This is a genomic window from Nocardia bhagyanarayanae, assembly GCF_006716565.1.
In the GTDB taxonomy this organism is placed as follows: Bacteria; Actinomycetota; Actinomycetes; order Mycobacteriales; family Mycobacteriaceae; genus Nocardia; species Nocardia bhagyanarayanae.
This window is the reverse complement of the sequence record NZ_VFPG01000001.1, coordinates 3431844-3458833: the sequence shown is the minus strand read 5'-3', so window position 1 is coordinate 3458833 and position 26990 is coordinate 3431844. Positions and strand designations below refer to the sequence as shown.

Annotated in this window: 22 protein-coding genes; 9 read left to right on the top strand and 13 right to left on the bottom strand. The window is 65.8% G+C overall.

What is annotated here, in order from left to right; all coding sequences use genetic code 11:
* Positions 1-41: 41 nt before the first annotated feature.
* On the bottom strand, positions 42-1640 hold the full coding sequence (gene serA / locus FB390_RS14580; protein WP_141809441.1) for a phosphoglycerate dehydrogenase: 1599 nt from the start codon (positions 1638-1640) through the stop codon (positions 42-44).
* A 1022-nt stretch (positions 1641-2662) separates the two neighbouring features.
* On the opposite strand from serA, the gene FB390_RS14575 reads away from it, so the two are divergent.
* Positions 2663-3004 (top strand): hypothetical protein, encoded by a 342-nt coding sequence (locus FB390_RS14575; protein WP_246124024.1) that lies wholly within the window; start codon positions 2663-2665, stop codon positions 3002-3004.
* Between the two features lie 77 nt (positions 3005-3081).
* Here the strand turns inward: FB390_RS14575 and FB390_RS14570 are convergent, their stop codons facing one another.
* The 10 genes from FB390_RS14570 to FB390_RS14525 form a co-directional block, all read right to left on the bottom strand.
* A complete protein-coding gene (locus tag FB390_RS14570; RefSeq protein WP_141809440.1) occupies positions 3082-3288 on the bottom strand; it encodes a cold-shock protein in 207 nt (68 codons plus the stop codon).
* Between the two features lie 155 nt (positions 3289-3443).
* Positions 3444-3650 carry a cold-shock protein gene (locus tag FB390_RS14565; RefSeq protein WP_011210759.1) on the bottom strand — a complete coding sequence of 69 codons (207 nt, stop codon included), beginning with the start codon at positions 3648-3650 and terminating at the stop codon, positions 3444-3446.
* A 223-nt stretch (positions 3651-3873) separates the two neighbouring features.
* On the bottom strand, positions 3874-5718 hold the full coding sequence (iolD, locus tag FB390_RS14560; RefSeq protein ID WP_141809439.1) for a 3D-(3,5/4)-trihydroxycyclohexane-1,2-dione acylhydrolase (decyclizing): 1845 nt from the start codon (positions 5716-5718) through the stop codon (positions 3874-3876).
* A complete protein-coding gene (gene iolB / locus FB390_RS14555; RefSeq protein ID WP_141809438.1) occupies positions 5709-6596 on the bottom strand; it encodes a 5-deoxy-glucuronate isomerase in 888 nt (295 codons plus the stop codon). The genes iolD and iolB overlap by 10 nt, the downstream gene beginning before the upstream one ends.
* A 13-nt stretch (positions 6597-6609) precedes the next feature.
* Positions 6610-7515: a Cgl0159 family (beta/alpha)8-fold protein gene (locus FB390_RS14550; RefSeq protein ID WP_141809437.1), complete on the bottom strand. Its 906-nt coding sequence runs from the start codon at positions 7513-7515 to the stop codon at positions 6610-6612.
* Positions 7512-8468 carry a 5-dehydro-2-deoxygluconokinase gene (gene iolC, locus FB390_RS14545; protein ID WP_141809436.1) on the bottom strand — a complete coding sequence of 319 codons (957 nt, stop codon included), beginning with the start codon at positions 8466-8468 and terminating at the stop codon, positions 7512-7514. Before iolC ends, FB390_RS14550 begins: the two co-directional genes overlap by 4 nt.
* Entirely contained in the window at positions 8465-9250 is a 786-nt protein-coding gene (locus tag FB390_RS14540) for an ATP-binding cassette domain-containing protein (protein WP_141809435.1), read from the bottom strand. The genes iolC and FB390_RS14540 overlap by 4 nt, the downstream gene beginning before the upstream one ends.
* A complete protein-coding gene (locus tag FB390_RS14535) occupies positions 9247-10293 on the bottom strand; it encodes an ABC transporter permease (protein WP_221639265.1) in 1047 nt (348 codons plus the stop codon). The genes FB390_RS14540 and FB390_RS14535 overlap by 4 nt, the downstream gene beginning before the upstream one ends.
* A gap of 11 nt (positions 10294-10304) precedes the next feature.
* Positions 10305-11309 (bottom strand): sugar ABC transporter substrate-binding protein, encoded by a 1005-nt coding sequence (locus FB390_RS14530; RefSeq protein WP_246124023.1) that lies wholly within the window; start codon positions 11307-11309, stop codon positions 10305-10307.
* 12 nt (positions 11310-11321) lie between these two features.
* Positions 11322-12224 (bottom strand): TIM barrel protein, encoded by a 903-nt coding sequence (locus FB390_RS14525; RefSeq protein ID WP_141809434.1) that lies wholly within the window; start codon positions 12222-12224, stop codon positions 11322-11324.
* Positions 12225-12502: 278 nt separating this feature from the next.
* On the opposite strand from FB390_RS14525, the gene FB390_RS14520 reads away from it, so the two are divergent.
* Positions 12503-13504 (top strand): LacI family DNA-binding transcriptional regulator, encoded by a 1002-nt coding sequence (locus FB390_RS14520; RefSeq protein WP_141809433.1) that lies wholly within the window; start codon positions 12503-12505, stop codon positions 13502-13504.
* A gap of 42 nt (positions 13505-13546) precedes the next feature.
* Positions 13547-14560 (top strand): Gfo/Idh/MocA family protein, encoded by a 1014-nt coding sequence (locus FB390_RS14515; RefSeq protein WP_141809432.1) that lies wholly within the window; start codon positions 13547-13549, stop codon positions 14558-14560.
* A gap of 74 nt (positions 14561-14634) precedes the next feature.
* On the opposite strand, the gene FB390_RS14510 is transcribed toward FB390_RS14515, so the two are convergent.
* Positions 14635-15222, bottom strand: coding sequence for a dihydrofolate reductase family protein (locus FB390_RS14510; protein WP_141809431.1), 588 nt, complete (start codon positions 15220-15222; stop codon positions 14635-14637).
* A gap of 429 nt (positions 15223-15651) precedes the next feature.
* Between FB390_RS14510 and FB390_RS14505 the strand changes: the two genes are divergently transcribed.
* The 6 genes from FB390_RS14505 (at position 15652) to drmB (ending at position 26375) form a co-directional block, all read left to right on the top strand.
* Positions 15652-16680, top strand: coding sequence for a DNA cytosine methyltransferase (locus FB390_RS14505; RefSeq protein ID WP_141809430.1), 1029 nt, complete (start codon positions 15652-15654; stop codon positions 16678-16680).
* A 126-nt stretch (positions 16681-16806) separates the two neighbouring features.
* Positions 16807-17700: a hypothetical protein gene (locus FB390_RS34250; protein WP_246124022.1), complete on the top strand. Its 894-nt coding sequence runs from the start codon at positions 16807-16809 to the stop codon at positions 17698-17700.
* On the top strand, positions 17697-19220 hold the full coding sequence (locus FB390_RS14495; RefSeq protein ID WP_141809429.1) for a hypothetical protein: 1524 nt from the start codon (positions 17697-17699) through the stop codon (positions 19218-19220). The genes FB390_RS34250 and FB390_RS14495 overlap by 4 nt, the downstream gene beginning before the upstream one ends.
* Positions 19217-20917, top strand: a complete 1701-nt coding sequence (locus FB390_RS14490; protein ID WP_141811767.1) for a nuclease-related domain-containing DEAD/DEAH box helicase — start codon at positions 19217-19219, stop codon at positions 20915-20917. The genes FB390_RS14495 and FB390_RS14490 overlap by 4 nt, the downstream gene beginning before the upstream one ends.
* 278 nt (positions 20918-21195) lie before the next feature.
* Complete coding sequence (locus FB390_RS14485; RefSeq protein WP_246124021.1) at positions 21196-24408, top strand: helicase-related protein; 3213 nt, start codon at positions 21196-21198, stop codon at positions 24406-24408.
* Positions 24339-26375 (top strand): DrmB family protein, encoded by a 2037-nt coding sequence (gene drmB, locus FB390_RS14480; protein WP_342780405.1) that lies wholly within the window; start codon positions 24339-24341, stop codon positions 26373-26375. Before FB390_RS14485 ends, drmB begins: the two co-directional genes overlap by 70 nt.
* Here the strand turns inward: drmB and FB390_RS14475 are convergent.
* Complete coding sequence (locus FB390_RS14475; RefSeq protein WP_141809426.1) at positions 26290-26808, bottom strand: very short patch repair endonuclease; 519 nt, start codon at positions 26806-26808, stop codon at positions 26290-26292. The genes drmB and FB390_RS14475 overlap by 86 nt on opposite strands.
* Between the last annotated feature and the right edge of the window lie 182 nt (positions 26809-26990).

The window sequence follows — 26990 nt, the reverse complement described above, 5'->3', positions numbered from 1 at the left end:
CGCGGCACGGTTCTTCTTCGGCGCTCGGCGCGCCGAGCGGATCAGAACAGGTCGACCAGCGCGATCTTGCCGGCGCCGACCGACTCGGCGATGGCGGCCTGCACGTCGGCGGGCACTTCCTTGTTCACGCGGAGGACGACGGTCGCGCCTTCCTTGTCCACGTCCTGGCTCAGCTGCGCGGCCAGGATGTCGATGTCGGCCTCGCCGAGCTTGGTGCCGATCTTGCCCAGCGCGCCCGGCCGGTCCTCGTAGTTCAGGATCGCCAGGTTCAGGCCCTCGGCGCGCATGTCGTAGTTGCGGCCGTTGATGTTGACGATCTTCTGCACCTGCTGCGGCTCGGTCAGGGTGCCCGCGACGTTCAGGGTGCGGCCGTCGCCGAACACGGCGCGCAGGTCGACGACGCTGCGGTGGCTCGGGCTCTCCGACGCGGTGGTGACCTGCGCGGTGATGCCGCGCTCCTTGGCCAGCGCGGGCGCGTTGACGAAGGTGACCTGGTCCTCGACCAGCGCCGAGAAGATGCCGCGCAGCGCCGAGAGCTCCAGCACCGCGACGTCCTCGGAGGCGAGCTCGCCGCGCACCTGGACCTCGATGCTGACGGGCAGCTCGTCGGACAGCGCGCCGACCAGGGCGCCCTGCTTGCGCACGATCTCCAGCCACGGGGCGACCTCTTCGCCGACCGCGCCGCCGGTGACGTTCACCGCGCCCGGCACGAATTCGCCCGCCAGGGCGAGCAGCACCGACTTCGCGACATCGGTGCCGGCGCGGTCCTGCGCCTCGGAGGTCGACGCGCCCAGGTGCGGGGTGACGACGACCTGCGGCAGCTCGAACAGCGGGCTGTCGGTGCACGGCTCGGTCTCGAACACGTCCAGGCCGGCGGCGCGCACGTGGCCGGACTTGATGGCCTCGGCCAGCGCGGCCTCGTCGATCAGGCCGCCGCGCGCGGCGTTGACGATGATGACGCCCGGCTTGGTGAGGGCGAGCTTCTCCTTGCTCAGCAGGCCCTTGGTCTCCGGGGTCTTGGGCAGGTGCACCGAGATCAGGTCGGCGCGCTGCAGCAGCTCGTCCAGGGTGACCAGCTCGATGCCGAGCTGGGCGGCGCGCGCCGGGGAGACGTAGGGGTCGTAGGCGATCAGCTTGGTCTCGAACGCGGCGAGGCGCGCGGCGAACAGCTGGCCGATGCGGCCGAGGCCGACGACGCCGACGGTCTTGCCGAAGATCTCGACGCCGTTGAACTTGCTGCGCTGCCAGGTGCGCTCACGCAGGGTCGCGTCGGCGGCCGGAACCTGGCGGGCGGCGGCGAGCAGCAGGGTGACCGCGTGCTCGGCGGCGGTGTGGATGTTGGAGGTCGGCGCGTTGACGACCATGACGCCGCGCTCTGTGGCGGCGGGCACGTCGACGTTGTCGAGGCCGACGCCGGCGCGGGCGACGATCTTCAGGTTCTTGCCTGCCTCGAGCACCTCGGCGTCGACGGTGGTGGCGGAACGCACGAGCAGCGCGTCGGCCTCCGGAACCGCGGCGAGCAGGGCCGGGCGGTCGGGGCCGTCGACCCAGCGAACCTCGACACCGTCACCGAGCGCGTCGACGGTCGACTGGGCGAGCTTGTCGGCGATCAGAACAACAGGACGGCCTGCTTGGCTCACTGTGGGGTACTCCTGGGAAATGGGGGTCGGCAGTTACCGCCGACAAGCTTAGTGGTCGGCATTTCGCCCGGCTGTACCACCCGGTAGGCGGCTGCCGTCAGTGTGCGGGCGGCGCGCGGGGAGGTCACGTCGCACAGCCCGAATGCCGATCTGCCGCAAGGACGCCGGGGCACGTCGCCCGTCCGAGGAGGTCGCGCCTCCTTCGGAACAGGCGGAAGGCCCCGCACCGAGGGGGTGCGGGGCCTTCCATCGGCCGTACCGAGCAGGCGGCACGGACCCGATCGAATCACTCGATCGCGGAGTCGAATCAGCGGCCGCCGAAGGATCCCGTCCACAGGGTGTTCAGCACACCGTGCAGGGCGGCACCGAGAGTGTCGAACAGGCCGTTGATGGCAGCACTACCGGTGTCGATGATAACGGGGATCATATGAATTCCTCTTCCTCGAATTTATCCAGTCGAACTGGCTGACACACGGCACATCGGCGGCGGCGCGAATGCGGTTACGAAATTCCGGAGAATTGTGACGCACACTACTTTGAAATCTTCGATGCGGCGCCGATCACTACACATCCTACGAATCCGCCCCCAAAAATGTGCCTCTACCTGCATGTTTGCGACAGCAAAGCGCTGGTCAGCCGTCCAGTTCGTACGCGCGCGCAGCATCCGCTCATTTATGAGAGAACTCTGAGGAATCGCCGGAGAAACTCTGAGAATGGCGGCTTCCGAGCGCTTGTGGAATTGGCCCCAGAATGCCTGGGCAGCGTGTGAACCGAAGGCGTCCCAGTGCCGGGCAATTTTCGGGTCGAGGAAACTCGAGTTATCGGTCGGCAATTCGCCGAATATTCCGCGGTGGCAGCCGAGAACGCGGTTTCCGCGCTGGACGCCACCGCCGGCCACGCGCCACAGCAACCTGCGCACGGCGCGGCCAGGGAGGTCAGCCGAGCCGGGGCGACACCCCGCCCGCCGTCCCCCGTGCGCCGCCGCGGCGAGAGCTCGCAACGCGGTGCTCATCGAGTGGCTGATGTCGCCGATCGTCTATCGCTGCAACGCGGGGTTCCGCGCCGAGTTGCGGGCGCTGGCCGAGCAGGGCTGCGTCCCGCGATGGCGCGGCGGTGGCTGCGGGAGCATCCCGAGGCGGCGGTCGCGCCTGCATCTGCCGACGCCGCTCGCGCAGTGCGAGCTGCCCGCCGACTTGGTCGCGGCCGTGGCCGAGCTGACCGAACTGAAGTCGCGGACAAGGGAAATGGGCAGCGGAGCCGTGCCCGCGCCGATCGCGCCAGGTTCATCGCGGGCGAGTTCGACGGCGCGGCAGCACCTTTCCCACGACCCGGCGATCGAGACCTGGGACGCGCGCGGGAGCTGACCGCGGAGTTCTTTCGCGCACAGGCACTGTCGAACCGGTAGCGGCGGCCGGGAGGCAGCGCAGGCGCGGGGAGACGCCTACTCGATGACGCGCACGCCGATCGCCTCCGGTCCCGACTTGCTTTGGCGCAGCTCGAACTCCACCCGCTGCCCGGCCGTCAAGGATCGGAACCCGGAACCCTGGAGATCCAGGTAATCCACGAATACGTCCTTGCCGCCACCGTCTTGGGCGATGAAACCGAAACCTTTTTCGGTGTCGAACCACATCACTGTGCCCTGAGCCATACGCCGCACCTTCTCCGAACGCGCAGAACCGGGGAAGGGTACAACGCCCGGCGCCGCTCGGTCCATCGTGCGACGGTTCCGGCGAGTCTCACCGGCCCTGAAACGACGAGAGGCCCCGCACCGTAATGGTGCGGAGCCTCGAAGTGCGTGTCGAATCAGGCGACGACGCGGACGTCCTGGGCCTGCGGACCCTTCTGTCCCTGGCCGATCTCGAACTCCACGCGCTGCCCCTCATCGAGGGACCGGAAACCCGAGCCGCTCACAGCCGAGTAGTGCACGAAGACGTCGGGACCGCCGCCGTCCTGGGCAATGAAGCCGAAGCCCTTCTCGCTGTTGAACCACTTAACAATGCCTTGAGCCATTTCATACTTTCTGTTGACGAGCCAGGGACTTGCATAGACACCCCGGTCTCGTAGATCCACAATGCCATCATCCGACGAATTTCTCCACATTCGGCCCCGTCCACTGTGAGCTATTCAACGCCCACGGGGGTCTGTGTCTCTCACCTCGCATCCCTGCACGGGTATCGATTACCCAGCGAACAGGTCTGTACACCGACGTACACGGAGCGACCTCGCGGGTAGATCATCGCCCGCGTGCGTAGCGCAGCTGCGCGGGCTTCTTCGCATCGTAGTCGCCGCGGCCGGAAAGGTATTGCGGCACACCGACTTCCCACCACGCACCGGCCTCGGTCCAAGCGGCGGCCCGAGTCCGCACCACGACGACCGCCGGACGCGACGACTCGACCACGGCCACCCGCGCTTGTTGGTAGGCGATTCGAAACTGGTCGGTATCGGTTGCAGCGAATACCGAGCAACCCAGCGCTGAGGCGTGCGCCGCGAAATCGACTCGCGGCGGGTCGGCGAGGGTCGTGCGGCAGTCCGCGTACTGATTGTTGAACGCCGCGCCGCCCTGCCCCTCCTGCAAGCGCGCGATCACCGCGTAGCCGTCGTTGTCGCACACCACGGCGACGAACGGATGCCCGGCGAAGGCCGCCGAGAACAGTTCCGAATTCAGCATCAGGTAGGAGCCGTCGCCGAGCAAGGTGGTGACCAGACCGCCCTCGTGCGCCATGGCCGCGCCCCAGGCGCCCGCGAGTTCGTAACCCATGCAGGAGAATCCGTACTCCACGTCCATGCTCGGCCGCCCTCCGGCGGCGCGCCAGCCGCCGATCAGCTCGCCGGGCAGCCCACCGGAGGCCGTCATGACGTAGTCCTCGGGCGTCGAGAGCTCGTTGACGATGCCGACGACCTGGGCGTAGCTGGGGGTGCCCGGGGTCGGGGCGCGCAGCTTGTCGATCCGGGCGTCCCAGGTCTCCCGCAGCGGCGCGGCGCGGCGAGTCCAGTCCGCCGGGGCGGTCCATCCGGACAGGTGCTCGTTCAGTTCGGCGAGTGTGGCCGCCGCGTCGCCGACGACCGGCAACGCGCCGTGCTTGACCGCGTCGAAGCGGGCCGCGTTGACGGTGACCACGCGGACGTCGGGCGCGAAGACCGTCCACGAGGCCGTCGTGAAGTCCTGCAACCGGGTGCCGACCGCGAGCACCAGGTCCGCGTCCGCGGCGAGCGTGTTCGCCGACGCCGAGCCGGTGATGCCGAGCGGTCCCGCGTACAGCGGATGGTCGTGGGGCGCCAGGGTGCGGCCCGCGGTGGTCTCGGTGATCGGAATGCCGTGCCGCTCCGCGAATTCCATCGCGATCGGGCCCGCGCCCGAATAGCGCACGCCGCCGCCGAGCACGAGCAGCGGTCGCCGCGCGGCGCGTACGGCCGCGGCGGCCTCGGTCAGCGCGCGCACATCGGGGCGCGGACGCGGCACGCGGTGCAGCACGGGAGTGAACAGCGCGTCCGGGAAGTCGAAGGTCTCGGCCTGCACGTCCTGGGGCAGCGCCAGGGTGACAGGTCCGGCGTCGGCGGCATCGGTCAGCACGCGCGCCACCTGCGGCAGCGTCGCGATGAGCTGTTCGGGTTTGGTGATCCGGTCGAAGTAGCGGCTCACGGCGCGGAACGCGTCGTTGACCGTCGCGGTCGCGTCACCGAAGTGTTCGACCTGTTGCAGCACCGGATCGGGGGCGCGTCCGGTGAAGGTGTCGCCGGGAAGGAGCAGCAGCGGCAGCCGGTTCGCGTGCGCGACGCCCGCGGCGGTCACCATGTTCAGCGCGCCGGGTCCGATGGAGGACGTGGCGACGCCGACCTGGCGACGGTGCGTGGCCTTGGCGTAGCCGACCGCCGCCAGCGCCATCCCCTGTTCGGTATGTCCGCGCCAGACGGGCAGCTCGTCGCGGCGTTCGTGCAGCGCCGTGCCGAGACCGAGCACGTTGCCGTGCCCGAAGATCGCGAAGACGGCCGGGAACAGCGGCACGTCCGCGCCGTCCAGCGTCTCCGAGCGCTGCGCGATCAGCCAGGACACCAGAGCCTGCGCGGTGGTCAGTTCCATGACGACCGTCCTTCCGGGCCGGTGACCGGGCAGCGCGGGTCGGGCTGCTCCCCCGTCCAGCCGTCCCGGACCCAGGCGTGCGCCGGATCGTCGCAGAAGGCCATCGACCGCTCGGGCGCCGGACCGGCCAGCACGTTGAGGTAGTACATCGGGTAGCCGGGCGCGGCGACGCACGGACCGTGATAACCGCGCGGCACCAGGAACACGTCGCCGTCGCGCACCGCGACGTTCTCGTCGACCTCGGCGGTGTAGGTGCGGTGCATGCCGAAACCCTCGCGGGACGGGGTGACGCCGTCGCGACCCGCGATGCGGAAGTAGTAGATCTCCTCGTTGACCACCTCGCACGCGCTCGCCTCGTCGTGCTTGTGCGGCGGGTACGACGACCAGTTGCCGTCCGGCGTGATCAGCTCGCAGGCGTTGAGCTTGTCCGCGTGCGCCCAGACGCCGGGCACGCCGAAGTTGTTGACCTGCCGTGTCGCCCGGCCCGCGCCTCGCACCTCGACCGGAACCTCTTCGGCCGGACCATATTTCGGCGAGAGCCGCCGCCCGCATTTGGCCATCGGCATGGCGAGCACCGCTCCCCCGGCGCTGGACAACGCCACGTCGGCGTCGCGCGGTACGTACGCGAAGTCGGTCACTCGGGTGAAAACCGACTCCCGGCCGCGCAATTCGAGAACGAGCGCGTCGGCCCGGACGACGCAGGAGCCGGACAGCGGCAGCACGAACGCCTCGTACTCGCCGGTGGACAGGGTTCTGGTCTCGCCCGGCGCGAGCTCGATCACGCGCAGGCCGGTATAGCGCCATCCGGCGTCCTCGGCGGTGAGCCGGACCGGATCTCGGTCGTCGGCCAGTGTCCCGGCCGGACGATGCAGTGTCATCGGGACTCCTTCGTCATCGGGACTGCTTCAGCATCCGAGCCGCCGCGTCGACAGCGGCGGCGACATCGCCGTCCGGCGGGTAGAGCAAGGTGCGCCCGACCACCAGGCCGCGCACCACGTCGTGGTGCAGCGCACCGCCCCAGGCGGCCAGGTCCGCGGCCGGGTCACCGGAAGGCACGCCGCCGAGCACGACCACCGGCAGCGTCGTGGCGTCCAGCACCGAACTGTCCTCGGGTGCGGGGATTTTCAGCCAGGTGTAGGCGGAGGTGACGCCGAGGCCCGAGGCGACGGTGATGGCCCGCGCGAGCGAGGGCGCGTCCTTGCTCATCACCAGCGCGCCGGACGCGTCGCGGTGGTACGGCAGCGGTTCCACCATCGCCATCAGCCCGTGCGCGGCGAGCTCGGACACCGCCTGCGCGCAGGCGTGCAGGGTGGGCACTGTGCCGGGATCCGAATCGACGAGGCGGAGAAGCATTTTGCCGCCGTCGAGGCGATAGCGGACAAGGGCGTCGGCGTCGTAGCCGGTGAACCGGTCGTCGATCTCCCACTCGGCGCCAGCCAGGCCGCCGCGGTTCATCGAGCCGATCACCACCTTGTCGTCCAGCGCGTCGAGCAACAACAGCTCCTCGACCACGTCCGGCGATCCGAGCACGCCGTCCACCGCCGGATCGGCCAGCGCGATCAGCAACCGTTCCAGCAGGGTGCGCCGGTCGGCCATCGCCGTGCGGTCCGAACCGACGCCGAGCGCGCCGCGCGCGGGATGGTCGGCGGCCACCAGGAACAGGGTCTCGCGCTCCGAGAGCAGGGCGGACCGTCGAATCCGCTTGGCGTAGGCCCGTTCGACGGCGGCCGGGTCCGTCGCGCGAACTCGCAGCAGCTCGGCCCAGCGGTCGTCGGTCAGGTGCGGAGCGGGGTTCATCGGCACAGCAGCTCCTCGATCTCCGCGGCCGTCGGCATGGCGTCCGCGCAGGCCAGCCGGGACGCGACCAGCGCGCCCGCCGCGTTGGCGTAGACGCCGATGCGGTGCGGGTCCCAGTCGGAGAGCAGCCCGTGGATCAGCGCGCCGCCGAAGCCGTCGCCCGCACCGAGCCCGCACACCACCGCCACCTCGCACGGCGGTACGGTCCAGCGCTCGCCTGCGGTGGCCACGAGCACGCCCTCGGCGCCGCGCTTGATCACCGCGAGCCGGATGCCGCGCGCCAGCAGCCGATCGGCCGCCGCGTCGGGATCGGTCGTGCCGACCGCGATGCCGACCTCGGTGCGGTTACCCACGACGACGTTCACGTGGTCGAGCATCCAGCCGATCTCGGCGCGCGCGGTCGCCTCGTCCGGCCAGAACATCGGCCGATAGTCCAGATCGAGGACCGTGTGCCCGCGTCTGGCGCGGCGCTCCAGAATCGCGCGCTGGGTGCCGCGCGCGGGTTGGGCGCTGACGCCGGTGCCGGTGACCCACAGCAGCGGCACGGCGTCGACCAGATCCCACGGCACGTCCTCGGGTGTCAGGGCGAGGTCCGGCGCGATCGGGGCGCGGTAGAAGAGCAGCGGCGGATCGGCGGGCGGGTTCAGCTCGCAGAAGACCACCGGCGTCAGCAGATTCGGCGCGGTGCCGACATAGTCCGCGGCGACACCGAACTCGGTCAGCGCCGCGCGCACGTACGCGCCGAAGCCGTCCGTGCCGACTTTGGTGAGCACCGCCGAGCGACGGCCGAGGCGCGCGGCGGCCACCGCGACGTTGGTCGCCGTGCCGCCCAACGATTTCGCGAAGGACCGCACCTCCGCGAGGGGGACGCCGCTCTGCTCCGGATACAGGTCGACGCCGACGCGGCCGATGGTCAGCGCCTCGATCGTGCCCGCCCCCGCGGACCCGGTCACGAGCCGATCACCCGCGCCAATTCGTGTTGCAGCGCGTCGAGTTCGGCTCCGCCCGCCATCTGCCTGGTCAGCTCGGCCAGGTCGATCTCGGACTTCTCGTAGGAGCCGAGCACCGCGCCGCGCTCGAGCAGCAGGAAGCGGTCACCGACGGGGTAGGCGTGGTGCGGATTGTGTGTGATGAGGACGACGCCGAGCCCGCGTTCGCGCGCCTGCACCACGTATTTCAGCACCACCCCGGCCTGTTTCACGCCCAATGCGGCGGTCGGCTCGTCGAGGATCAGCACCTTGGCACCGCGATGCACCGCCCTGGCGATCGCGACACACTGCCGCTGTCCGCCGGACAGGGTGCCGACCGGCTGTTCCATGTCCTCGATCTCGATACCCATGTCGGCCAGTGCCTTTCGCGCGATCTCGCGCCCGGCTCTCCGATCGAGCAGCCGGAAAGGCCCGTATCCGGTCGTGGGCTCGAAACCGAGCACGAAGTTGCGCCAGACGCTCATCAACGGCACCACGGCGAGGTCCTGGTACACCGTCGCGATGCCGCGATCCAATGCCGCACGCGGCGAATCGAATCGGACCCGCTCGCCCTCGACGCGCAATTCGCCTCGGTCGTGCCGGTGCACACCGGCGAGGATCTTGATGAGCGTGGATTTGCCCGCGCCGTTGTCGCCGAGCACACAGGTGACCTCGCCCGCCCGCACCACCGTCGACACGTCGCGCAGCGCGACGACGCCACCGTAACTCTTGCCGATCTCGATCGTCTCGATCAGGGGAGCGATCATCGGCGCACCCTTTCCGCTCGCTTCTGGAATCGGTTGTTCACCAGCACCGCGGCCAGCAGCAGCACGCCGAGGAACAGCATGAACCAGTCGCTGTCCCAGCGCGCGAAAACGATGCCCTGGCGCGCCATGCCGAAGATGAGCGCGCCGATGGCGGCGCCGATCGCCGAGCCGAAGCCGCCGGTGAGCAGGCAGCCGCCGACCACGGCCGCGATGATGTAGTGCAGTTCGAGCCCGACGCCCTGGTTGGCCTGCACGCTCGCGAAACGCAGGATGTTGCAGGAGCCGACCACCCAACCCGCGAACGCGGTCCCCATGAACAGCAGGATCTTCGTCCGGTCCGCCGGGACACCCACCGCCCGCGCGCTGGGCAGCGAGCCGCCGACCGCGAAGATCCAATTGCCGAACTTGGTGCGCACCAGGATGATCGAGGCGATCGCGGTGAGCACGATCCACCACACCACCGAAGCCTGGATGCGCGCGTCGCCGATGTTCAACGTGGACGCGAACACCCAGCCCGCCGACTGGTAGCCGTCCGCGGCCCGCACGCCCGACACCTGCACCGTGTCGGTGACCAAGCGGGTGACGCCGAGGTTGAGCCCTTGCAGCGCAAGGAATGTGCCGAGGGTGACGATGAAACTCGGTAGCCCCGTGCGCATCACGACCCAGCCGTTGAACGCGCCCACGGTCAGCGCGAACACCAGCGAGGCCAGCAGCGCGAACCAGACGTTCCACCCCGCGTGCACCGCGAGCAGTGCGGTGACGAGCGCGGTCGACGCGGTCATCACGCCCGCCGACAGGTCGAATTCGCCGCCGATCATCAGCAGCGCCACCGCGACCGCCATGATGCCGAGCGTGGACGCGTCGTCCAGCCAGGTCGCGATCCCGAGCGGGCTGAGGAAGCGGTCGGTGATCAGCGAGAAGAAGACGAACACCAGCAGCGCGCCGAGGGCGGCTCCGATCTCCGGTCGCACCGCCAGGCGCTGGAGCAGGCTCGGTCCTTCGGTGCTGGGCGTGACCTCGGTGCGTTCGGTCGTCGTGGTCATGTTCGCGCTCCTCACCGGGTGCCCTGGGCGACGAGCGTGGCGACGGCCTCGACGTTGTCGGCGTCCACGAAGCCGGGGCCCGTCTGCACCGGCGCACCGCCGCCGACCGTGTTCAGATTCGCGCGATACAGCTCGAGCAACACGATCGGCAGATAGCCCTGTTCGTACTGCTGCTGATCGACCGCGAACAGCAGCGCGCCCGCCCGGATGGCCTCCACCACGTCGGTGTTCAGGTCGAAGGTAGCCACCGTGGCGGCGGATCTCGATTCGCGCACCGCGTCCACAGCGCGGGCGGCGACCTGGGAGTTCAGCGTCAGCACGGCATCGATCGAGCGGTCGGCCTCCAGCGCGCCTTTGATCCGGGATTGAGCGTCGGTGGGGTTGTTGATGTCCACCTGGAGCGTCGCGCCGTTGCCGAAGGCGCGGGTCGCGCCGTCGCAGCGCTGGGTGGCGCCGATATTGCCCGCCTCGTGGATGACGCACAGCAGTTTCTTGCGTCCGGCGTCGGCCAGCCGCCTGCCCGCCGCCTGGCCCGCGAGGCCCTCGCTCTGCCCGACGTGCGCGAACGCGCCGTATTTCGCGCTCTCGCCCTCCCCCGAGTTGATGGTGACCACCGGGATTCCGGCAGCGACCGCGCGCTCCACCGAGGGCCGCAGCGCCTCCGGGTTGGCCATCGAGACCACCAGACCGTCCACGCCCTGTGCCACCGCGTTGTCGATCAGCTTCGCCTGCTGGCCCGGATCTCCCGAGGAGTTGTACTGCACGGCGACGCCGAGTTCCTTGCCCGCGGCTTCGGCGCCGTTCTTGACGACGTTCCAGAAGGCGTCGCCCGCGCTGCCGTGGGTGACCACGGCGACGGACTCGAATTCGCCTGCGGCGACGGGTGATTGGGTGGTGCCGACGACGTCCGCGCCGGGTCCGCTACAGGCGGCCAGCGCCGCGACGGCCGCCAGCGACATGGCCGCGCGCAACGAGAATCTTTGGATAGCAGCGACTTCGGCGCTTCGTCTGAACATCTGACGCGCCTCCTACCGTCGCGCCGACGCCGATGCGACGCCGAGATCGGCGAGGTAGCGAAGACTGTGTTGCGCGTCGCGGCTGGCCGAGGTCTCGGTATCGGTCGGTCGCAGGGCGGTGTCCTGCTCGATGACGTACCAGCCGCGGTAGCCCGCCTCGCGGACCGCGCGCACGAGTGCCGCGATATCGATGTCCCCCCGGCCGAGTGGTGCGTAGAGACCCCGTCGCACCGCCTCGCTGTATTCGATTGCGCCGCTGCGCACTTCGGCGGCGAGTTCGGCGCGCACGTCTTTGAGGTGGACGTGTCCGATGCGGTGCGGGTATCGGCGGGCCAGGTCGACCGGGTCGGTTCCCCCGAGCAGCAGATGGCCGGTGTCGAGGCAGAGATCGAGGTCGGAGTCCGCCAGGAACCGTTCGACCTCGGCCTCCGTCTCCACGTGCGTGCCGACGTGCGGGTGCAGCACGGTGCGCAGGCCGTGCTCCGCCGCGAGGTCGCGGACGGCCGCGGCGGTGTCCAGCAGGGTTCGCCACTCGGCGCTGTCGAGTTCGGGCCGCGCGTCGTAGCCGTCCAAGCCGGTGGCGGCGGCCAGCACCAGGATCTCCGCGCCGGTGGCGGCGAAGAGCGCGGCCGCCCGTTGCGCGGCGGCCAGCGCGTCCTCCGGCGCACGGTGCAGCGGCAGGGCGAGGAACCCGCCAACGGCGCGGATGCCGAAGCCATCGAGCAATGCGCGCAGCACCGCAGGGTCGTCCGGGAGGTAGCCGGGTGGGCCCAGTTCGGTCGCGGTGATGCCCAGCCGAGCCATCTCGGCCAGCACGGTCCCCGCCTCCAGCACGTGGCCCCAGCCGGGGACTTCGCACACGCCCCAGGAAATCGGCGCGGCCGCGATGCGTAGCGGGTAGAGAGGTTCGGTCATCGTCTCTCCGACCTTCGAGGTGAACAGGTGCCCTCGCTTTGGAGCGCTCCAACTATGTAACGCAGGCCACATGGTGTCAAGGGGTGCGAATCCCGCGCGTTTCCGCGTCTCGACCTCGTATTTCTTTGCCAGCCATGACAACAGGGCGCGGGGCGACCGCCTGGCAATGTCCGATTAGAGCGCTCTATTGATGGCGCGCCGCACCCCGTGTAACGTCCGATCCGGCAGCCGGCGGACGAGTTCGGCGAGCCGGCTCTGGAACGGCGAACGGAGGCGAGATGGCGCGACCGACGATGGAGGACGTCGCCGCCCGCGCGGGTGTTTCCCGTGCGCTGGTCTCCCTCGTCATGCGGGATTCGCCCAAGGTCAGCGCGCACCGGCGCCGCGCCGTGCTGGAGGCCGCGCGGGACCTGGGCTATCAGCCGCACATCATGGCCAGATCGCTGGCCAGCCGGACCTCCAATATCGTCGGCGTCCTCGTCTCGGATCTGCGCAACGCCTTCTTCGCCGACGTGGTGGAGGGCATGGACGCCGCCGCCCAGCGCTCCGGGCTGGAACTGATCCTGAACACCGGCCGCCGCAGCGCCGCCCGCGAGCGCACCGCGCTGGAGAGCCTGCTGTCGTTCCGGCCCGGCGGGATCATCCTGCTCTCCCCCGTACTGCCCGCGGCGGCGATTCGGCAAGCGGCGCAGCAGGTTCCGGTCGTGCTGGTCTCACGCGGCTCCACGATCGCCGGCGTAGACACCGTCAACGACGACGGTGAACTCGGCGGGGCACTGGCCGTCGATCATCTTGTCTCGTTGGGCCACAGCCGAATCGTGCACCTCGACGGCGGCGCCGCGTTCACGGCGGCCGCCCGTCGCCGCGGCTACCGCACCGCGATGGCGCGACACGGCCTGGAGCCGATGGTGATCTCCAGCGAGCACACCGACTCGGCGGGCATCGCCGGCGTGCGCAAGCTGCTGAAGATCTTCTCCCCCTGCGACTTTCCCACCGCGCTGGTCTGCGGCAACGACTTCAACGCGGTCGGCGCCATGTCGGCGCTCGAGGAAGCCGGATTGCGTGTGCCGGAAGACGTCTCGGTCGTCGGCTACGACAACACCTCGCTCGCCGCGCTGCGCCACATCGCGCTCACCACCATCGACCAGCCGCGCGTCCGGATGGGCGGGCTGGCCGTGGAAGCGCTCGCCGAACGGCTGCGCGGCGACCGCACCGACCCCGTCCGCCGCAGACTCGAACCCGAGCTCGTCGTCCGCGGCACCACCGCCGCGCCCAGCTGAAACACCAAGGCACGCAATCGCATTCCTACCACAGGAGGATCGATGAGCAGCACCGTCACGCTAGGCCTCGCGGGCGTCGGCCGCATCGGCACGGCGCACGCCGAAACCCTGCACGGACTCCCCGGCGTCGATCGCGTCGTGGTCGCCGACATCGACACCACCCGCGCGCACGCCACCGCCGCCAAACTCGGCGTCGAGGCCGTACCCGACATCGAGACCCTCCTTGCCGCCGACCTCACCGGACTCGTCGTCGCCACCGCGACCGATTCCCACCCCGCGCTGATCGCGGCCGCCGTCGACCGCGGCATCCCGGTCTTCTGCGAGAAACCGGTCGCCACCGACATCGACGGCACGCTTGCCGTGCTGGACCGTGTGCGCAGCAGCGCCGTTCCCGTACAGATCGGCTTCCAACGACGCTTCGACGCCGGTTACCGCGCCGCCCGCGCGGCCGTCGCCAGCGGCGAACTCGGCTGGCTGCACACCCTGCGGGCCACCACGCTGGACCCGGCGCCGCCGCCCGCCGACTACATCCCGCGCTCCGGCGGCCTGTTCCGCGATTGCGGCGTCCACGATTTCGACATCATCCGCTGGGTCAGCGGCCGCGAAATCACCGAGGTCTACGCCCGCGGCGCCAACCTCGGCGACGAATTCTTCACCGCCGCAGGCGATATCGATACCGCCGCCGTCGTGCTAACCCTCGACGACGGCACCCTCGCGACCGTCAACCTCGGCCGCTACAACGGCGCCGGCTACGACGTCCGCCTCGAGGTGCTCGGCTCCCGAGGCAACGCCATCGTCGGCCTGGACGACCGCGCCCCACTCCGCTCCGTCGAACCCGACCACCCCGCCTCCCCCTACCCCGCCTACCCCGGCTTCATGGAACGGTTCCGCCGCGCCTACACCGAGGAACTCACCACCTTCGTCTCCGTCGCCACCGGAACCGCACCCAGCCCCTGCACCGTCGCCGACGCCCTCGAAGCCTTCTACATCGCCGAAGCCTGCGAACTCTCCCGCGCCGAGCGTCGACCGGTCATGCTGGCCGAAGTCCGCCGCTGAACCCGCCACCCCTTCTCTCGAATGTGCACCGAGATCGTGGGTCGGGTTGAGCTGCCGACGGGGAATGGGTGGGCTCAGACGTGCAGGGTGGGCCGGTAGACGAGCTCTTGGATGTTGCCGTCGAGCGTCCGTAGCTCGATCAGCTCGAGGTCGAAGTCGGCCGCACCCTGGAAAATCGGTTCCACCCCGGTTCGGCCTGTGATCACCGGAAAGATCGTCACCTGGACGCGGTCCACCAGACCAGCGGCCATCAACGACCGGTTCATCGACAGGCTGCCGTGCGAGCGCAACGGCACGTCCGACTCGTCCTTGAGCCGGGCCACGACGTCGACGGCGTCGCCCTCGACGACGGTCGCGTCCGGCCAGTCGAGGGGTTCTTCCATTGTGGTGGTCGACACCACCGTTGCCGGCAGGTTCCGCATCCGGGTGACCCACGGGTCGTACATTTCGGAATACTCGGCGCTAGCGGCCGTCATTTGCACGAACTGCCGAAACGTCTCGGCCCCGAACACCATCCGCTGCGCCTCGCCGTACAGGGCGAGACGGTGGTCGAGCAGCTCGGGACCTTGTTTGCCCCAGTAGCCGCCCCAGTCACCATCGGCACCATACGAGGCGAAGCCGTCGAGGGTGGAAAAGACGTCGAAGGTGTAAGTGGCGGTCATGATGCTCCTCGGGTGCGGTTGATCGGGTGTATGAATACAGACGAGGAACCCCGGCAGAACTCATCGCCGTTCGACGCCCGCGATCCGGTCGTCCCGTATGTGGCCCAAAACCCGGCCACGGCCAAGGCACGTGGTCGCCGGGCGACATGGCTCTGCTCGACCGCCCCCACTCGCGACTGCCCTACCTGACCAGCGCAACCAGGAGGCAGCCGCTACTCTCAGCAACCACGAACGCTCACAAGCTGCACTCGGCACCAAAGACGGTCCCGGGGCCCAGCATTTGGCGCCTTGGTCAACAGAGTTCTCGTTGAGAGCATCTGCTTGCACAGGCGAGGCTAGAGTGATCATGATCCGCAACCTATGGGGTCATTTGGACCGTGAAGATGCGAACGCTGGACGAGGTTGTGCACTGCATGAGAGGGAGGCCACTTGTCACCGCCAAAGATCGTAAGCCTGTTCTCCGGGGCCGGCGGGCTGGACTTGGGCTATCACCAGACTGGCTTTCCGATCGTGTTCGCGGTCGACAGTTCGCCGGCCGCCATCAAGACGCATCAGCGCAACTTCCCGCAGACCACCTCCATCACAGCCGATCTCGTTAAGCTAGGGCCCGCGGGAGTACTTCACCACCTTGAAGGACTTCTAAGGCCGCACGAACCGATAGGCGTCATCGGAGGACCTCCGTGCCAGGGGTTCTCTCGTGCCAATAGCGGATCAGCCGCCAACGATCCACGTAATAGGCTGCCGCTGCTTTACTTAGAGATCGTTGAAGCGCTCCAGAAGAAGTATCGGGTCCAGTTCGTGCTCTTCGAAAATGTCCTAGGTATCCGTGACACAAAGCATTCCATTGCCTTTAGAGGCATCTTGGCGAAGTTCGATGATATCGGGCTGAAGCCGGGTGTCGACGAGTACTCGGCTCTCGACTTCGGGGTTGCCCAGACACGGAACCGCGTTATCATTTCGGGCTTCTCCAACCCGGCTGTCGCAGCTGGTTTTACGCCCACCAAAATCACTGGGAAAGATCTTACTGTGCGTGGCGCAATCGGATCACTACCTCAACCCGCTTACTTCTCCCGGGATCTGAAACCAGAGGATATTCCCCACCACCCGAACCACTGGACGATGCGCCCGTTATCAAAGCGGTTCGCCGATCCTGAGGGCGCGACAAACGCGGGGAGAAGCTTTCGCCGCTTGGCCTGGGACAGGCCCAGTCCGACAGTCGCTTACGGCCACCGCGAGATACACGTGCATCCTGACGGAAACCGACGCTTGAGTATCTTCGAGTCGATGTTACTTCAAGGATTTCCTCCGGATTTTGTACTTGAAGGGACGCTTTCTGCACAAGTCGAGCAGGTATCCAACGCTGTACCGCCCCCGCTGGCAAGGGCTCTCGCGGAGGCGACGGCGAGAGCCCTTGTAACGGCCGCAGATTCACCCTTTAGCGGTATGCTGACTGCTTGACCATCGACGGGATTCCTTGCCGCGCTGACTCCAAGCTCTGTCAGCACTGCTCTGATATGGTGTAGCAAGGTCGGGACTCGGAAGTAATACGAGTAGGGGGACACCTGTGCTTGGGAGCCCCATCGCATGAGCGGCGCACTCACTCTGTCCGAAGGCGTCGGTCCGCACGTTGCTGCACCCTGGGCGAGTCGACTCCTGATGCTTGGAAGTAGGGCTGCGCATTGGTCCAGATCTCACTCGGGGCAGCAACTGGTAATTGCTGTTTCCGTTCCGGCTCGAGATTTCGCGGCAGTGCTGATCGGTTGTGGTTGGATGATGGCCTCGCCTGCACCCAGGCTTCCCCCCGTCCGTGAGGTTGCTACTTCTATTCAACCGGGCGCGCCGGTTCGCATCGTTACTCGGACGAGGATCATCACCGACTTCTTCGACTGGATCGGCACGAACCGCGACCGGCTGCGTGTCGGCCGCCAGTGGCAGCTGGACAAGGTCCTTGCGATGACACCGTTACGGAGTCTGAAAGTGCCGCAAGAGCAGCCGCTCCCTGAACCGGGTGTGATCAGCAGGATGGCAGGGTTGGATAAGGAGTGGGCCGCCCGATTGTGCCAGCCGCCCGCCGACCTTGCATTTGCCGGAACCCTCAAGTGGCTAAGACAAGACGTCAGCACCTTCCTCGGCCGCGGAAACGAGCGTGAGCCGATCGCACAGATCTTGCTGCCTGAAGCCCCCCGCGTTGCCACGTGGTCGACACGTCTTTACGCCGCGTCGCGCCTCGACATGCAACTCCCGCCCGCCGACGTACGAGCGGTTGTTCTGGATGGTGCTTCTGCGACAAGCTATTTGGCGGCGATCGAGGCCTCCGTTGTCATTGTGGTGCTAGACCGCAGCGTTGCCGACGAGTCGGCCCCCGAGCGGGTCCTCAACTATCGCAATACGCGGGGGCAGCCGCTGTCCGTCGAGCGAGAGGTCCGGTGGGCGCCGCCGCCTGGCGTCGAAACTCTCGGCTTTGTGGTGCCGCTATGAGTCGCATCGCTGCACTCAACACTCGCTACGAGCGCACCACTCGGCTTATGTCAACTGGCGTCGGGATCGTGGCCGTCGGAGACCCCATCAGCGCCCGGGTCGACGCCGCGGTGCGCCATGTCTATGTCCTGGTGCGGGACAATATTCCCGGCATCTGGGACGACCTACTCGGAGCCGCCAAGGCGCTCCGATGGCGACTGATGACACAGCCGCAGCCGCGCCAGTTCAACGCCGCGCTCCTGCAGGCGGTGACTGCTGTTATCGACGAATCCGTAAGGCTTCGACAAGTAGCCGGTCCAGTTGTTCAGCAGGCGATCGATGAGCTGGCTACCGCAGCCGAAGAAGCTGCAACAGCAGACCCCGCGGCCGGAGGAGTCCTACTTGAGTCACTCAAGGACGCTGGCTCAGACGGCTGTGTCGTAATTGCTGCAAGCGGGTCTGCCATGGTAGGGCTGGCGAATTGGCTGGCCCCGCAGGGGTTCACTGTGCGCCTCGCTAGTCAGGTGGTCCGCGACCAGCTGTTTGTGGGACAGGGCTACGCGATCGGACCACCGCGTTTCTTCCCGTCATCACTAGTAACATCCCCGACGACCGAGGCGCTGAGCTATATCATGCCCGGATGGTTCGGGGACCAGGCGATCCCAAATTCCCTCCTGGCCGAGTATGCCGAAAGCGCAGTACTGGTGAAGGGGCGACTTTCCGCAGTGGGAGAAACCTGGGAGGCGGCGACAGCTTCCCGCGAAAGTGCCGAGGATGAGGGAGAACTGCTCCCGCAGGCGACATGGATCATTCCGGAAGCACCCGCCAGGGAACCTGACGCTGACGAGATCGCTGCTCGACAGGTTCTGCTGAGTGGCGGCTACGCCATTTGGCTGGACGACGGAGAGTGGATCCGCGCTGTCGATCCCTCGCAACGGGGTGGCGGACGTGTGACGACAGTCGATGTACCTGACGTCCGTCCAGGCACATACCTGCTTCTTCGGGACGGCCAGACTGAGCGGCGAGCGCTATACGATGCGGCGCTTGAATTGCTGGGCTCGCCGGCCCAGGCTGTTGAGGCATCGCAGGCACGCTGGAAGGCAACCTTGCAGGCCCGGCTCAACCAGCTGGGCCGGACGGCAGTGGCGCGTGAACTTGCCGAACTTGGTATTCGCTCCTCCGAGCGCGTATACGCGTGGACCGACCCCATGCTTGCCAGGCCGCAGAACAACCAAGACTTCGAGCTTCTCCTGCAGTGGCTTTGCCTCCCAGTACATCCGACATTCGAACTTGCGACGGCGTTGCGGCGCATACGTGCCCAAGCAAGCGCCAAAATTGCCGAGCAGCTCGAAGACGCCGTCGGCACCGCCGACATGTCTGTGCTAGAGCGCGATGGTCATCTTCGACTTGAGCTCGAGGTAAATGGTTTTCGCGGCGTGATTGCGACCAAAGTGCTCGCCATCGCACCGCACGTGGAGATCGTCGCGCGCCATGATGTGCGGATTCTCATGAAGAATCGAGGTTCCAAGTGGCTCGAATGATGCCGCCGTATTGCCCTGATGATGCGCCGCCCGGAGAGAAGGCTCTCTTCAGGGCATTGGCGTCCAGCGCGGAAACCGACGGCTGGATCGTATTGCACTCCCAGGCAATCGCTTCGCATGTGAGCCAGGTCGAGGGTGAGGCCGACTTCGTCGTGATCACGCCGAAGCACGGCATGTTGGTCATCGAGGTGAAGTCGCATTCCTCGGTGAAGCGGTCGCCCGATGGCCAATGGAAGCTCGGTTCACAGCCGCCGACCAGCCGCAGCCCTTTTCAGCAGGCGAATGAATCTATGCACAGCATTCGCAACTATCTACGATCACGCAACGTCGACCTGCATTCCGTCCCGGTGCTAAATGCGGTCTGGTTCACCTCTGTCCGCGCCCGCACTATGCTTCCGCGGAGTCCGGAGTGGCAGGAGTGGCAGCTACTAGACTCAGAAGATCTACACACTGGCGCCGTACCAGCAATCCTGCGGGTCATAGTCGCAGGGATCAAGCATTTGGAGAGCCGGGTACCTGGGTTCAGCCACGACGTAGGCGGACTAGATGACGCAGCAGCCCTCCGGATCGCAAACGTCCTACGGCCGAAGTTCGAGGCCGCAATCGTGCCGGGGGACATCCGACGAGCACGGGAGACCCAGCTCGCAACGTTCACTGACGAACAATACGATGCGCTCGACAACATGCAGCACAACCAAGCGGTTCTGTTCGCAGGCCCCGCAGGGACTGGGAAGACCTGGCTGGCAATGGAAGCCACCCGACGGGAAGTCGCGGTCGGGCGAACTGGACGGGTGCTGTGCTTCAATCGTCTACTCGGCCAGCGACTGAAGCAGCAGTTGATCGGGGTCGAGGGCGTTCGGATCGCGACGTTTCACGAGGAGGCGCTCAGGCTCAGCGGCGGGCGAGCGCCGTCTCAAGCTGAGCCTGACTTCTGGGAAAGCGATCTTCCAGATCGCGCCATTGAAGCGCTACTCGATCATGGGGAAGATGAAGCCGCCGACTTCCTCATTGTCGACGAGATCCAGGATCTCGCCCGTGAGCCGTTCATTGACGTGCTCGAGTTCCTGGTCGAGGGTGGCCTTGGAGGTGGCCGAGTGCTCCTTTTTGGCGATTTCGAGCGCCAGGCAATCTATGAACGAGGCGACGGAAGGGCTCTGCTGCGCGATAGGATACCAGGCCTGACAACATTCGCGCTGACTGTCAACTGCCGGAATTTGCCGCGAATTGGGACAGTCGTAAAGAAGCTCAGCCATATGGCGCCCGGTTACCGTCGCTTCCGCCGTCCGGATGATGGTGCCGATCCCGAGTTCATCCCAGTCCCCCGTGGCACTGATCAATCGAAGGCCTTGACCGACGCGGTGCATATGCTGCGAGCCGATGGTTACAACCTGGATGAGATCGTAGTGCTAAGCCCTCTCCGGCACGGGGCAACTGCCGAAACAACGACGGATCCATGGCTTCGACAGATTTTGCAACCTGCTGATGGCCAAGTGCCTAAGCGAGGCCGACTTCGCTACAGCACAATCCATGCCTTCAAAGGGCTGGATGCCCCGGCAATCATCGCCACCGACCTCGACGCGGCATCCGCACCCAACTTCGAAGCGCTGCTGTATGTCGGATTGACGCGCGCGACGGATCGCTTGATCACTTTGATCGAAGTACAGACGCTTCGCGCCACCTATGGAGGCAATGCATGACAGGGGTTGAGGCACGCGCCATCCTTGAGGCAGCCGTCCGGCGAGAGCTTTTCGGCCCACCTACCGACGAGCCAGCCCGCGGCAAACCACTAGACTGTTCATCCGGAGTGGTGCATTTCGAGAAGCGCGAGGACAGTTGGGGCCTCTGGCACGAGAAAGCCACCAGTCAAGAGATTCTTACGGAATCCGACCCACTACGCCGGTACGGCGTTGGGATCCTCTTTGGAGGAGCCGTCCCCGCCCCCAGCACATCGATAGCGCCCGAGCCTCGCGGTGCCATGGACGACGATAGCGACGAGATCGTCGGAGTCACTGGACTGAGTACCAGCGAGGGGTTGTTGACCGAGCCGGTGTTGGCGATCGAGGTGAAGAGTACGTCGGCGGCTCGCGGCGAAGCCGATAGCGACGACTTCGATTTGACGGACGCCAATTCCTTCAAACCCGCAGCGATGGCGATCTCGTTCCAATGCGAAGTGCCACCAGGAAGCAGTTTGGCTGTCACGGTGACAGGCGCCTATTACGACCGAGTCTCGGTTTTATGGCCGGGACTTCGTAGGCCACGCACATGGTGGGTACGCCGCCCCTTCCAACTGTCTGGGGCTATTTCCCACCAGATGCTTCTGGCCGAGAATAACCAACTGATAACCGTCCCGCTGAGCCCTGCGGAAAACCTTAAGATCACGCCCACACTGCAGGTGTTCAGCCGCCGCGCGCCGAGACAGCCTGCGGATTCAACGCTTCGTCTTGTCACCATCGCCGCGCTCAACACCGCGTCGGGTCGTGGCCCATCTTCGGCGCTTTTCCAGATGAGATTCCACGCGAACCCTCAGGACGGCGCCCGCATCACGCCGTATCCAGATGTCGAACTGCGCGAGCCGGACACGGAGGAACAGTCGATTGCCTTGCTATACCGGAAACAGCGGACCTACGCCATCGGGCATGGCTGCGCCGCCGAATGGAACCTCAGTGCCGAGGAGCTAGTCGACGCTGTATGCGCCGAGCCCCTACCCGCGCACGAGGTCGTGAGCCTGACACCAAACGTCTATGTCAACGGACGGGACGGCAAACGCCAAGTGGTGACTGTCAGCATGGAGGAGCTCGCCAAAGGGAGCGATGTTGGCCGTGGCCAGGTTGACACCGTGCTGCGCCTATACGAAGAGTGGATTCGGGAGCGTGAAGTAGAGATTGATGGACTGCTCCCGCAGTTTCAACCCGCAGCCCGCCGTCACATGCGACTCTGCTGGGAGGCGCTTGAGCGCATGCAGATTGGCTGGCAATTAGCGACAACAGATCCTACTGCTCGCCGGGCATTTCGTCTCGCAAACGAGGCCATGTTCTACCAGCAACTTCGCTCTAGTTTCGAACGGAGAGAGGTAGAACGCCAGCGCGACGGGCGGCTCGTTGTCACCAGCTCCCATCCAGTGCCCAAGCGACTGCCAGGCAAGGGCAACTGGCGACCCTTCCAGATTGCCTTTTTGCTCGCTAGCTTGCCCGAACTCGTTGATCGAACACGAGCGAGCCGATCAATTGTCGACTTGATCTTCTTTCCAACTGGAGGCGGAAAGACCGAGGCCTACCTTGGTGCGTCTGCCATAAGCCTGTTGGCGCGACGCCTGCGCAATAAGGACGACTCTGGGACCGACACCCTCATGCGGTATACGCTGCGCCTACTCACAGCCCAGCAGTTCCTCCGCGCGGCTGTTCTGATTTGCGTGCTGGAGGACATCCGGTCGAGGAACCAGAACGAGCTCGGGACGGCACCCTTCGGCATCGGCATCTGGTTGGGCGGTTCATCGACTCCCAACAATTGGGATCAGGCAGTGACAAACTGGCGCCGACTTGGTAGCGACCCCGCTGCACAAAACAAATTCCTCCTTCTGCGGTGCCCGTGGTGTGGCACCGAGATGGGACCCAAGCCGAAGCCTCGTCGCGGCCAGGACATAGTCGGCTACGAACTCGTTGGCAAGAAGGTCGAATTCCGGTGCATCGACAACGCCTGCCGTTTCGGCGGGCGTCGGAAACTGCCGATCCACGTTGTCGATCAAGACATTTACGACAGCAAGCCCTCGATTGTGATCGGCACCGTGGACAAGTTCGCCATGATGGCTTGGCGTCCGGAGGCACGCGCCCTCTTCGGGCTGGACGATGATGGCATCCGGAGGGTCTCACCGCCCGGCCTAATTGTCCAAGACGAGCTACACCTGATCTCGGGCCCGCTCGGCTCGATGGTTGGCCTATATGAGCCCGTAATCGATGACCTTTGTACCGATAAACGCGAGAGCAAACCCAGTCCGCCGAAGATTATCGCCTCGACGGCCACCATTCGGCGCTACAGCGACCAGATTCGCAGTCTTTTTGGACGCGAGCAGGTGGCTCTCTTCCCACCGCAGGGCCTGGACGACGGGCATTCCTTCTTCGCTGAACCAGCAACGCGGGAAGATGGTGAACCTGAGCCGGGGCGGCGGTATTTGGGTGTCATGAGCGCCTCGCTCGGGTCGACTCAGACTGTTCAGGTAAGGGTGGCCGCGGCCACCCTGCAAGGGGCAGTCGCACTCCGTGATTCTGACAGGGATGGCTACTGGACGAACCTTATTTTTCTGAACTCTCTCCGGGAGCTTGGTAACACGGTCTCGTTGGTCCAATCTGACATACCGGACTATCTGGCAGGGCTTCGGCGACGAGAGGATTTAGAGTCGCTCCGATGGCCACGTATACCGATGGAACTTACAAGCCGTCGGCGTAGTGATGACATCCCAAAGGCAATCGAGCAGCTTCAGCTTCACTATGGCGAGCCCGGATGCGTCGACCTCTGCCTCGCCTCGAACATCATCGAGGTCGGCGTCGACATCGACCGGCTGGGACTGATCACGATAGTTGGCCAACCCAAGACCACCGCGCAATACATCCAGGTCAGTGGCCGCATCGGCCGTAGGCCGGACCGCAATCCAGGCCTTGTCATCACAATCTATGGCGCTGCCAAGCCTCGGGATCGTAGCCACTACGAGCGCTTCCGTACATACCATCAGCAGCTATACGCCCAGGTCGAACCAACCTCGTTGACACCATTCGCGGCGCCCGTGCTCAACCGCGCGCTACACGCCGCCGTGATCTCGCATATTCGTCAAACATCCGAACTCGACTTGCCGGTCTACCCATTCCCCGCTACGCAGTACGAAACTGCCGTCGATCTTCTGGAAAAGCGTGCCAAGATAGCTGATCGAGGCGAGCTGGCAACGCTGAGACGAGAGCAACACAGACGGGCAAACGAATGGGAGAAATGGGAGCGCACTGATTGGAGCGCCAACGCTGTGGGTGGCGATCCCAAGCAAGGCTTGATGCGCTACGCCGGCACCCTGCCGGATCTCAAGGCATCTGCAACTATGTGGGACGTACCCACTAGCATGCGTAACGTCGACGCCGAGTGCCGACTGGAGATCTCGCTCGATTACAACCGGGACGCAGCCGCCGCAGCCGAGGCGGCGGACGAGTGACTACAGGCAGCATCCGGCGTGCACAGTTGGTGACGCCTTTTGGCGTCGGTGCCATGAGTGTCCTGGTAAATGGAACCTCGGTAATCACAGCCGGCCTCGACCACTGGTACTCAGTGGATGACCCGACCCAACTTGAGCTCGATGAGTACCAAGCGCAGGACTGGCGCTTGGAAGCTCGCTTGCGGGTTCGCGAATTCCGGCTCCCGCCCGACTATCGGCCTCGACAGCGTGGAAAAGACTTGCGCAATACCAACCTGAGTGTTCCTGTGCTGCGGTTCCCGCGTTGGTCGTTCTGCATGTACTGTAAGCGGTTGGAACTCAGTCCCCTTACGATGGCTCAGCCCGTCGAATGCCCGGACTCGAAGCACAAGCAAGACGCCGACGGTCGCAAGAAGAGGCCGCCTCGTATGTCACAGGTGCCCTTTATCGCCATCTGCGCTCACGGTCACCTCGACGACTTCCCATTCAGGGAATGGGTTCACCGCAGCCACAGCCCGGGTTGCAGAGGAACGTTGCGGCTGGAGTCGCGTGGCGGCGGTGGACTGGAGGGCCAGGTCGTAGTCTGTGATCCCAGCAGTATGCCGAAGGGGTGCAGCGCAGAGCGGTCGCTCGATGGGATCATGAACTCGCACTGGGAAAACCAGGTAGAGCGTACCCATCTCACCGACCAGTTGGCCGCCGACGAAAGACCGTTCTATTGCACCGGTTCGCGGCCTTGGTTGGCCGAGCTCGACGGTAGCTGCAGTCAGCCGATACGCGGTGCCCTGCGCGGCGCGGGGAACGTCTATTTCCCGAAGGTCGAATCTTCGATCTACCTGCCTCGCCAGGTCGGAGCGGTGAGCGCGGAGCTGCACAAGCTGATGAACCGGGCCGATGTACGGCCGATACTGCGAATTCTGAATAGAATCGACGGTGCCGGTGTGACTGCTGCCCAGATCCGCGCTGAGCTGCCGCACGAACTGTTCAAGCCGATGACGGACCATGAACTGCTGGCGGGCTATCGGGACATGTTCGGGCACGGCAGTTTTGGGGACTCGGGCTCCTTGGATGACTCTATGGCGGGAGGCAACGAGGATGCTGAAGACGCTGTTGAGACGCTTACCGGGAACGATGAATGGCGCTACCCCGAGTATCAACTGCTCCGTGAGATCCCCGTCGATGACCTACTCACTTCAACCGATCCGGGCGTACATGAAGAACTCTCAAGCTTTCTCGACCGGGTACGACGACTGGAGACACTGACCGAGACGCGTGCACTGCGCGGCTTCACTCGCGTGCGCGATGAGGGCTTGAAGCTGACACGAGGGAAGAGGCTGCTGCGTCGCCGTCAATTACCAATCGAGCACGACTGGCTCCCGGCATACGTTGTCAAGGGCGAAGGCATCTATTTAGAACTAGACCAACAGCGCCTCGAAGATTGGGAACAGCGGCCGAAAGTGATAGCGCGGTCACAAAAGATCATCGATCACCATAGCAACGTCGCCCGGCAGCGAGGGTTGCAGCAGCGCCAGATCAGCCCACGATTTGTCCTGCTCCACACGCTCGGACACCTGCTGATGAATGAACTCGTCTTCGCCTGCGGCTACAGTTCAGCATCGCTCCGTGAGCGTCTCTACGTTTCCGAGAGACCAAACCACCGGATGGCTGGGCTACTTATCTACACGGCGGCTGGAGACTCCGAGGGAACCATGGGCGGGCTCGTCCGGATGGCACGACCCGATGCACTTTGGTCGGTCGTGGCCAATGCGCTCAGCGGGGCTAGGTGGTGTTCAACCGACCCCGTTTGCATGGACATGGGGGAAAAGGGCCAGGGGCCTGACTCATGCAACTTGGCCGCCTGCCACGGCTGCGCGCTCGTCCCCGAAACCAGCTGTGAGGAGTTCAATCGCTTTCTAGATCGCGGTCTGGTTGTGGGTACATTCCGAGACCCCGGGTTAGGCTACTTCGCGGACCTTTTGTTGGCCTAAGTTGTGCCTGGCGCACAATCCGCACGATATCTCGGGCGACCAAGTCAGCGTCCTCGTGTTCCCAGTACCTCAACACCGTCCACCCTTCAGACTTTAACCTGCTGTTGGTTTCCCTATCGCGAGCAACATTCATTGCTATCTTGGTCCGCCAATAATCGACGTTGCGCTTGAACGACTGTCGACCGTGCGCTGGGCAGCCGTGCCAAAAGCATCCGTCTATAAAGACAGCAATGCGGGCCCTCGTAAAAACGATATCGGCTCTCCGGCGCAGGCCCGGTACAGGTGCTACAGCAATGCGGTACCGAAGCCCCTCGCCATGCAGTCGTCGCCGGACCGCCAGCTCAGGCTGCGTATCTTGCGATCGGTTCGCCTGCATGTTCCGTCGGCGGCCGGGCGATGACGCCCACGACCCCTCGTTAGGGCTACGTGCCATGCCTCAAGCCTAGGGGTTTTGCTGTCGTCGTGGTCTGGCGGCAGACCATTCAGTAGCTTCGACAACGCGGCCGCCCGGGGGTCAGTCTCTCGAATCTGTCGCCAACTGTTCTCCATCATCAAGTCGCACGCGAGGATCAGCTCATCTCTAGTCCAGGCGGGATCCGACCCCAAGTGAATCAG

What these genes read in the sequence shown, in the direction of transcription:
- FB390_RS14575 (WP_246124024.1), top strand. Translation starts at nt 2,663, where the DNA reads ATGTCGCCGATCGTCTATCGCTGCAACGCGGGGTTCCGCGCCGAGTTG.
- FB390_RS14570 (WP_141809440.1), bottom strand. Translation starts at nt 3,288, where the DNA reads ATGGCTCAGGGCACAGTGATGTGGTTCGACACCGAAAAAGGTTTCGGT.
- FB390_RS14565 (WP_011210759.1), bottom strand. Translation starts at nt 3,650, where the DNA reads ATGGCTCAAGGCATTGTTAAGTGGTTCAACAGCGAGAAGGGCTTCGGC.
- iolD (WP_141809439.1), bottom strand. Translation starts at nt 5,718, where the DNA reads ATGGAACTGACCACCGCGCAGGCTCTGGTGTCCTGGCTGATCGCGCAG.
- iolB (WP_141809438.1), bottom strand. Translation starts at nt 6,596, where the DNA reads ATGACACTGCATCGTCCGGCCGGGACACTGGCCGACGACCGAGATCCG.
- FB390_RS14550 (WP_141809437.1), bottom strand. Translation starts at nt 7,515, where the DNA reads ATGAACCCCGCTCCGCACCTGACCGACGACCGCTGGGCCGAGCTGCTG.
- FB390_RS14540 (WP_141809435.1), bottom strand. Translation starts at nt 9,250, where the DNA reads ATGATCGCTCCCCTGATCGAGACGATCGAGATCGGCAAGAGTTACGGT.
- FB390_RS14535 (WP_221639265.1), bottom strand. Translation starts at nt 10,293, where the DNA reads ATGACCACGACGACCGAACGCACCGAGGTCACGCCCAGCACCGAAGGA.
- FB390_RS14530 (WP_246124023.1), bottom strand. Translation starts at nt 11,309, where the DNA reads ATGTTCAGACGAAGCGCCGAAGTCGCTGCTATCCAAAGATTCTCGTTG.
- FB390_RS14525 (WP_141809434.1), bottom strand. Translation starts at nt 12,224, where the DNA reads ATGACCGAACCTCTCTACCCGCTACGCATCGCGGCCGCGCCGATTTCC.
- FB390_RS14520 (WP_141809433.1), top strand. Translation starts at nt 12,503, where the DNA reads ATGGCGCGACCGACGATGGAGGACGTCGCCGCCCGCGCGGGTGTTTCC.
- FB390_RS14515 (WP_141809432.1), top strand. Translation starts at nt 13,547, where the DNA reads ATGAGCAGCACCGTCACGCTAGGCCTCGCGGGCGTCGGCCGCATCGGC.
- FB390_RS14510 (WP_141809431.1), bottom strand. Translation starts at nt 15,222, where the DNA reads ATGACCGCCACTTACACCTTCGACGTCTTTTCCACCCTCGACGGCTTC.
- FB390_RS34250 (WP_246124022.1), top strand. Translation starts at nt 16,807, where the DNA reads ATGAGCGGCGCACTCACTCTGTCCGAAGGCGTCGGTCCGCACGTTGCT.
- FB390_RS14495 (WP_141809429.1), top strand. Translation starts at nt 17,697, where the DNA reads ATGAGTCGCATCGCTGCACTCAACACTCGCTACGAGCGCACCACTCGG.
- FB390_RS14490 (WP_141811767.1), top strand. Translation starts at nt 19,217, where the DNA reads ATGATGCCGCCGTATTGCCCTGATGATGCGCCGCCCGGAGAGAAGGCT.
- FB390_RS14485 (WP_246124021.1), top strand. Translation starts at nt 21,196, where the DNA reads ATGGACGACGATAGCGACGAGATCGTCGGAGTCACTGGACTGAGTACC.
- FB390_RS14475 (WP_141809426.1), bottom strand. Translation starts at nt 26,808, where the DNA reads ATGGCACGTAGCCCTAACGAGGGGTCGTGGGCGTCATCGCCCGGCCGC.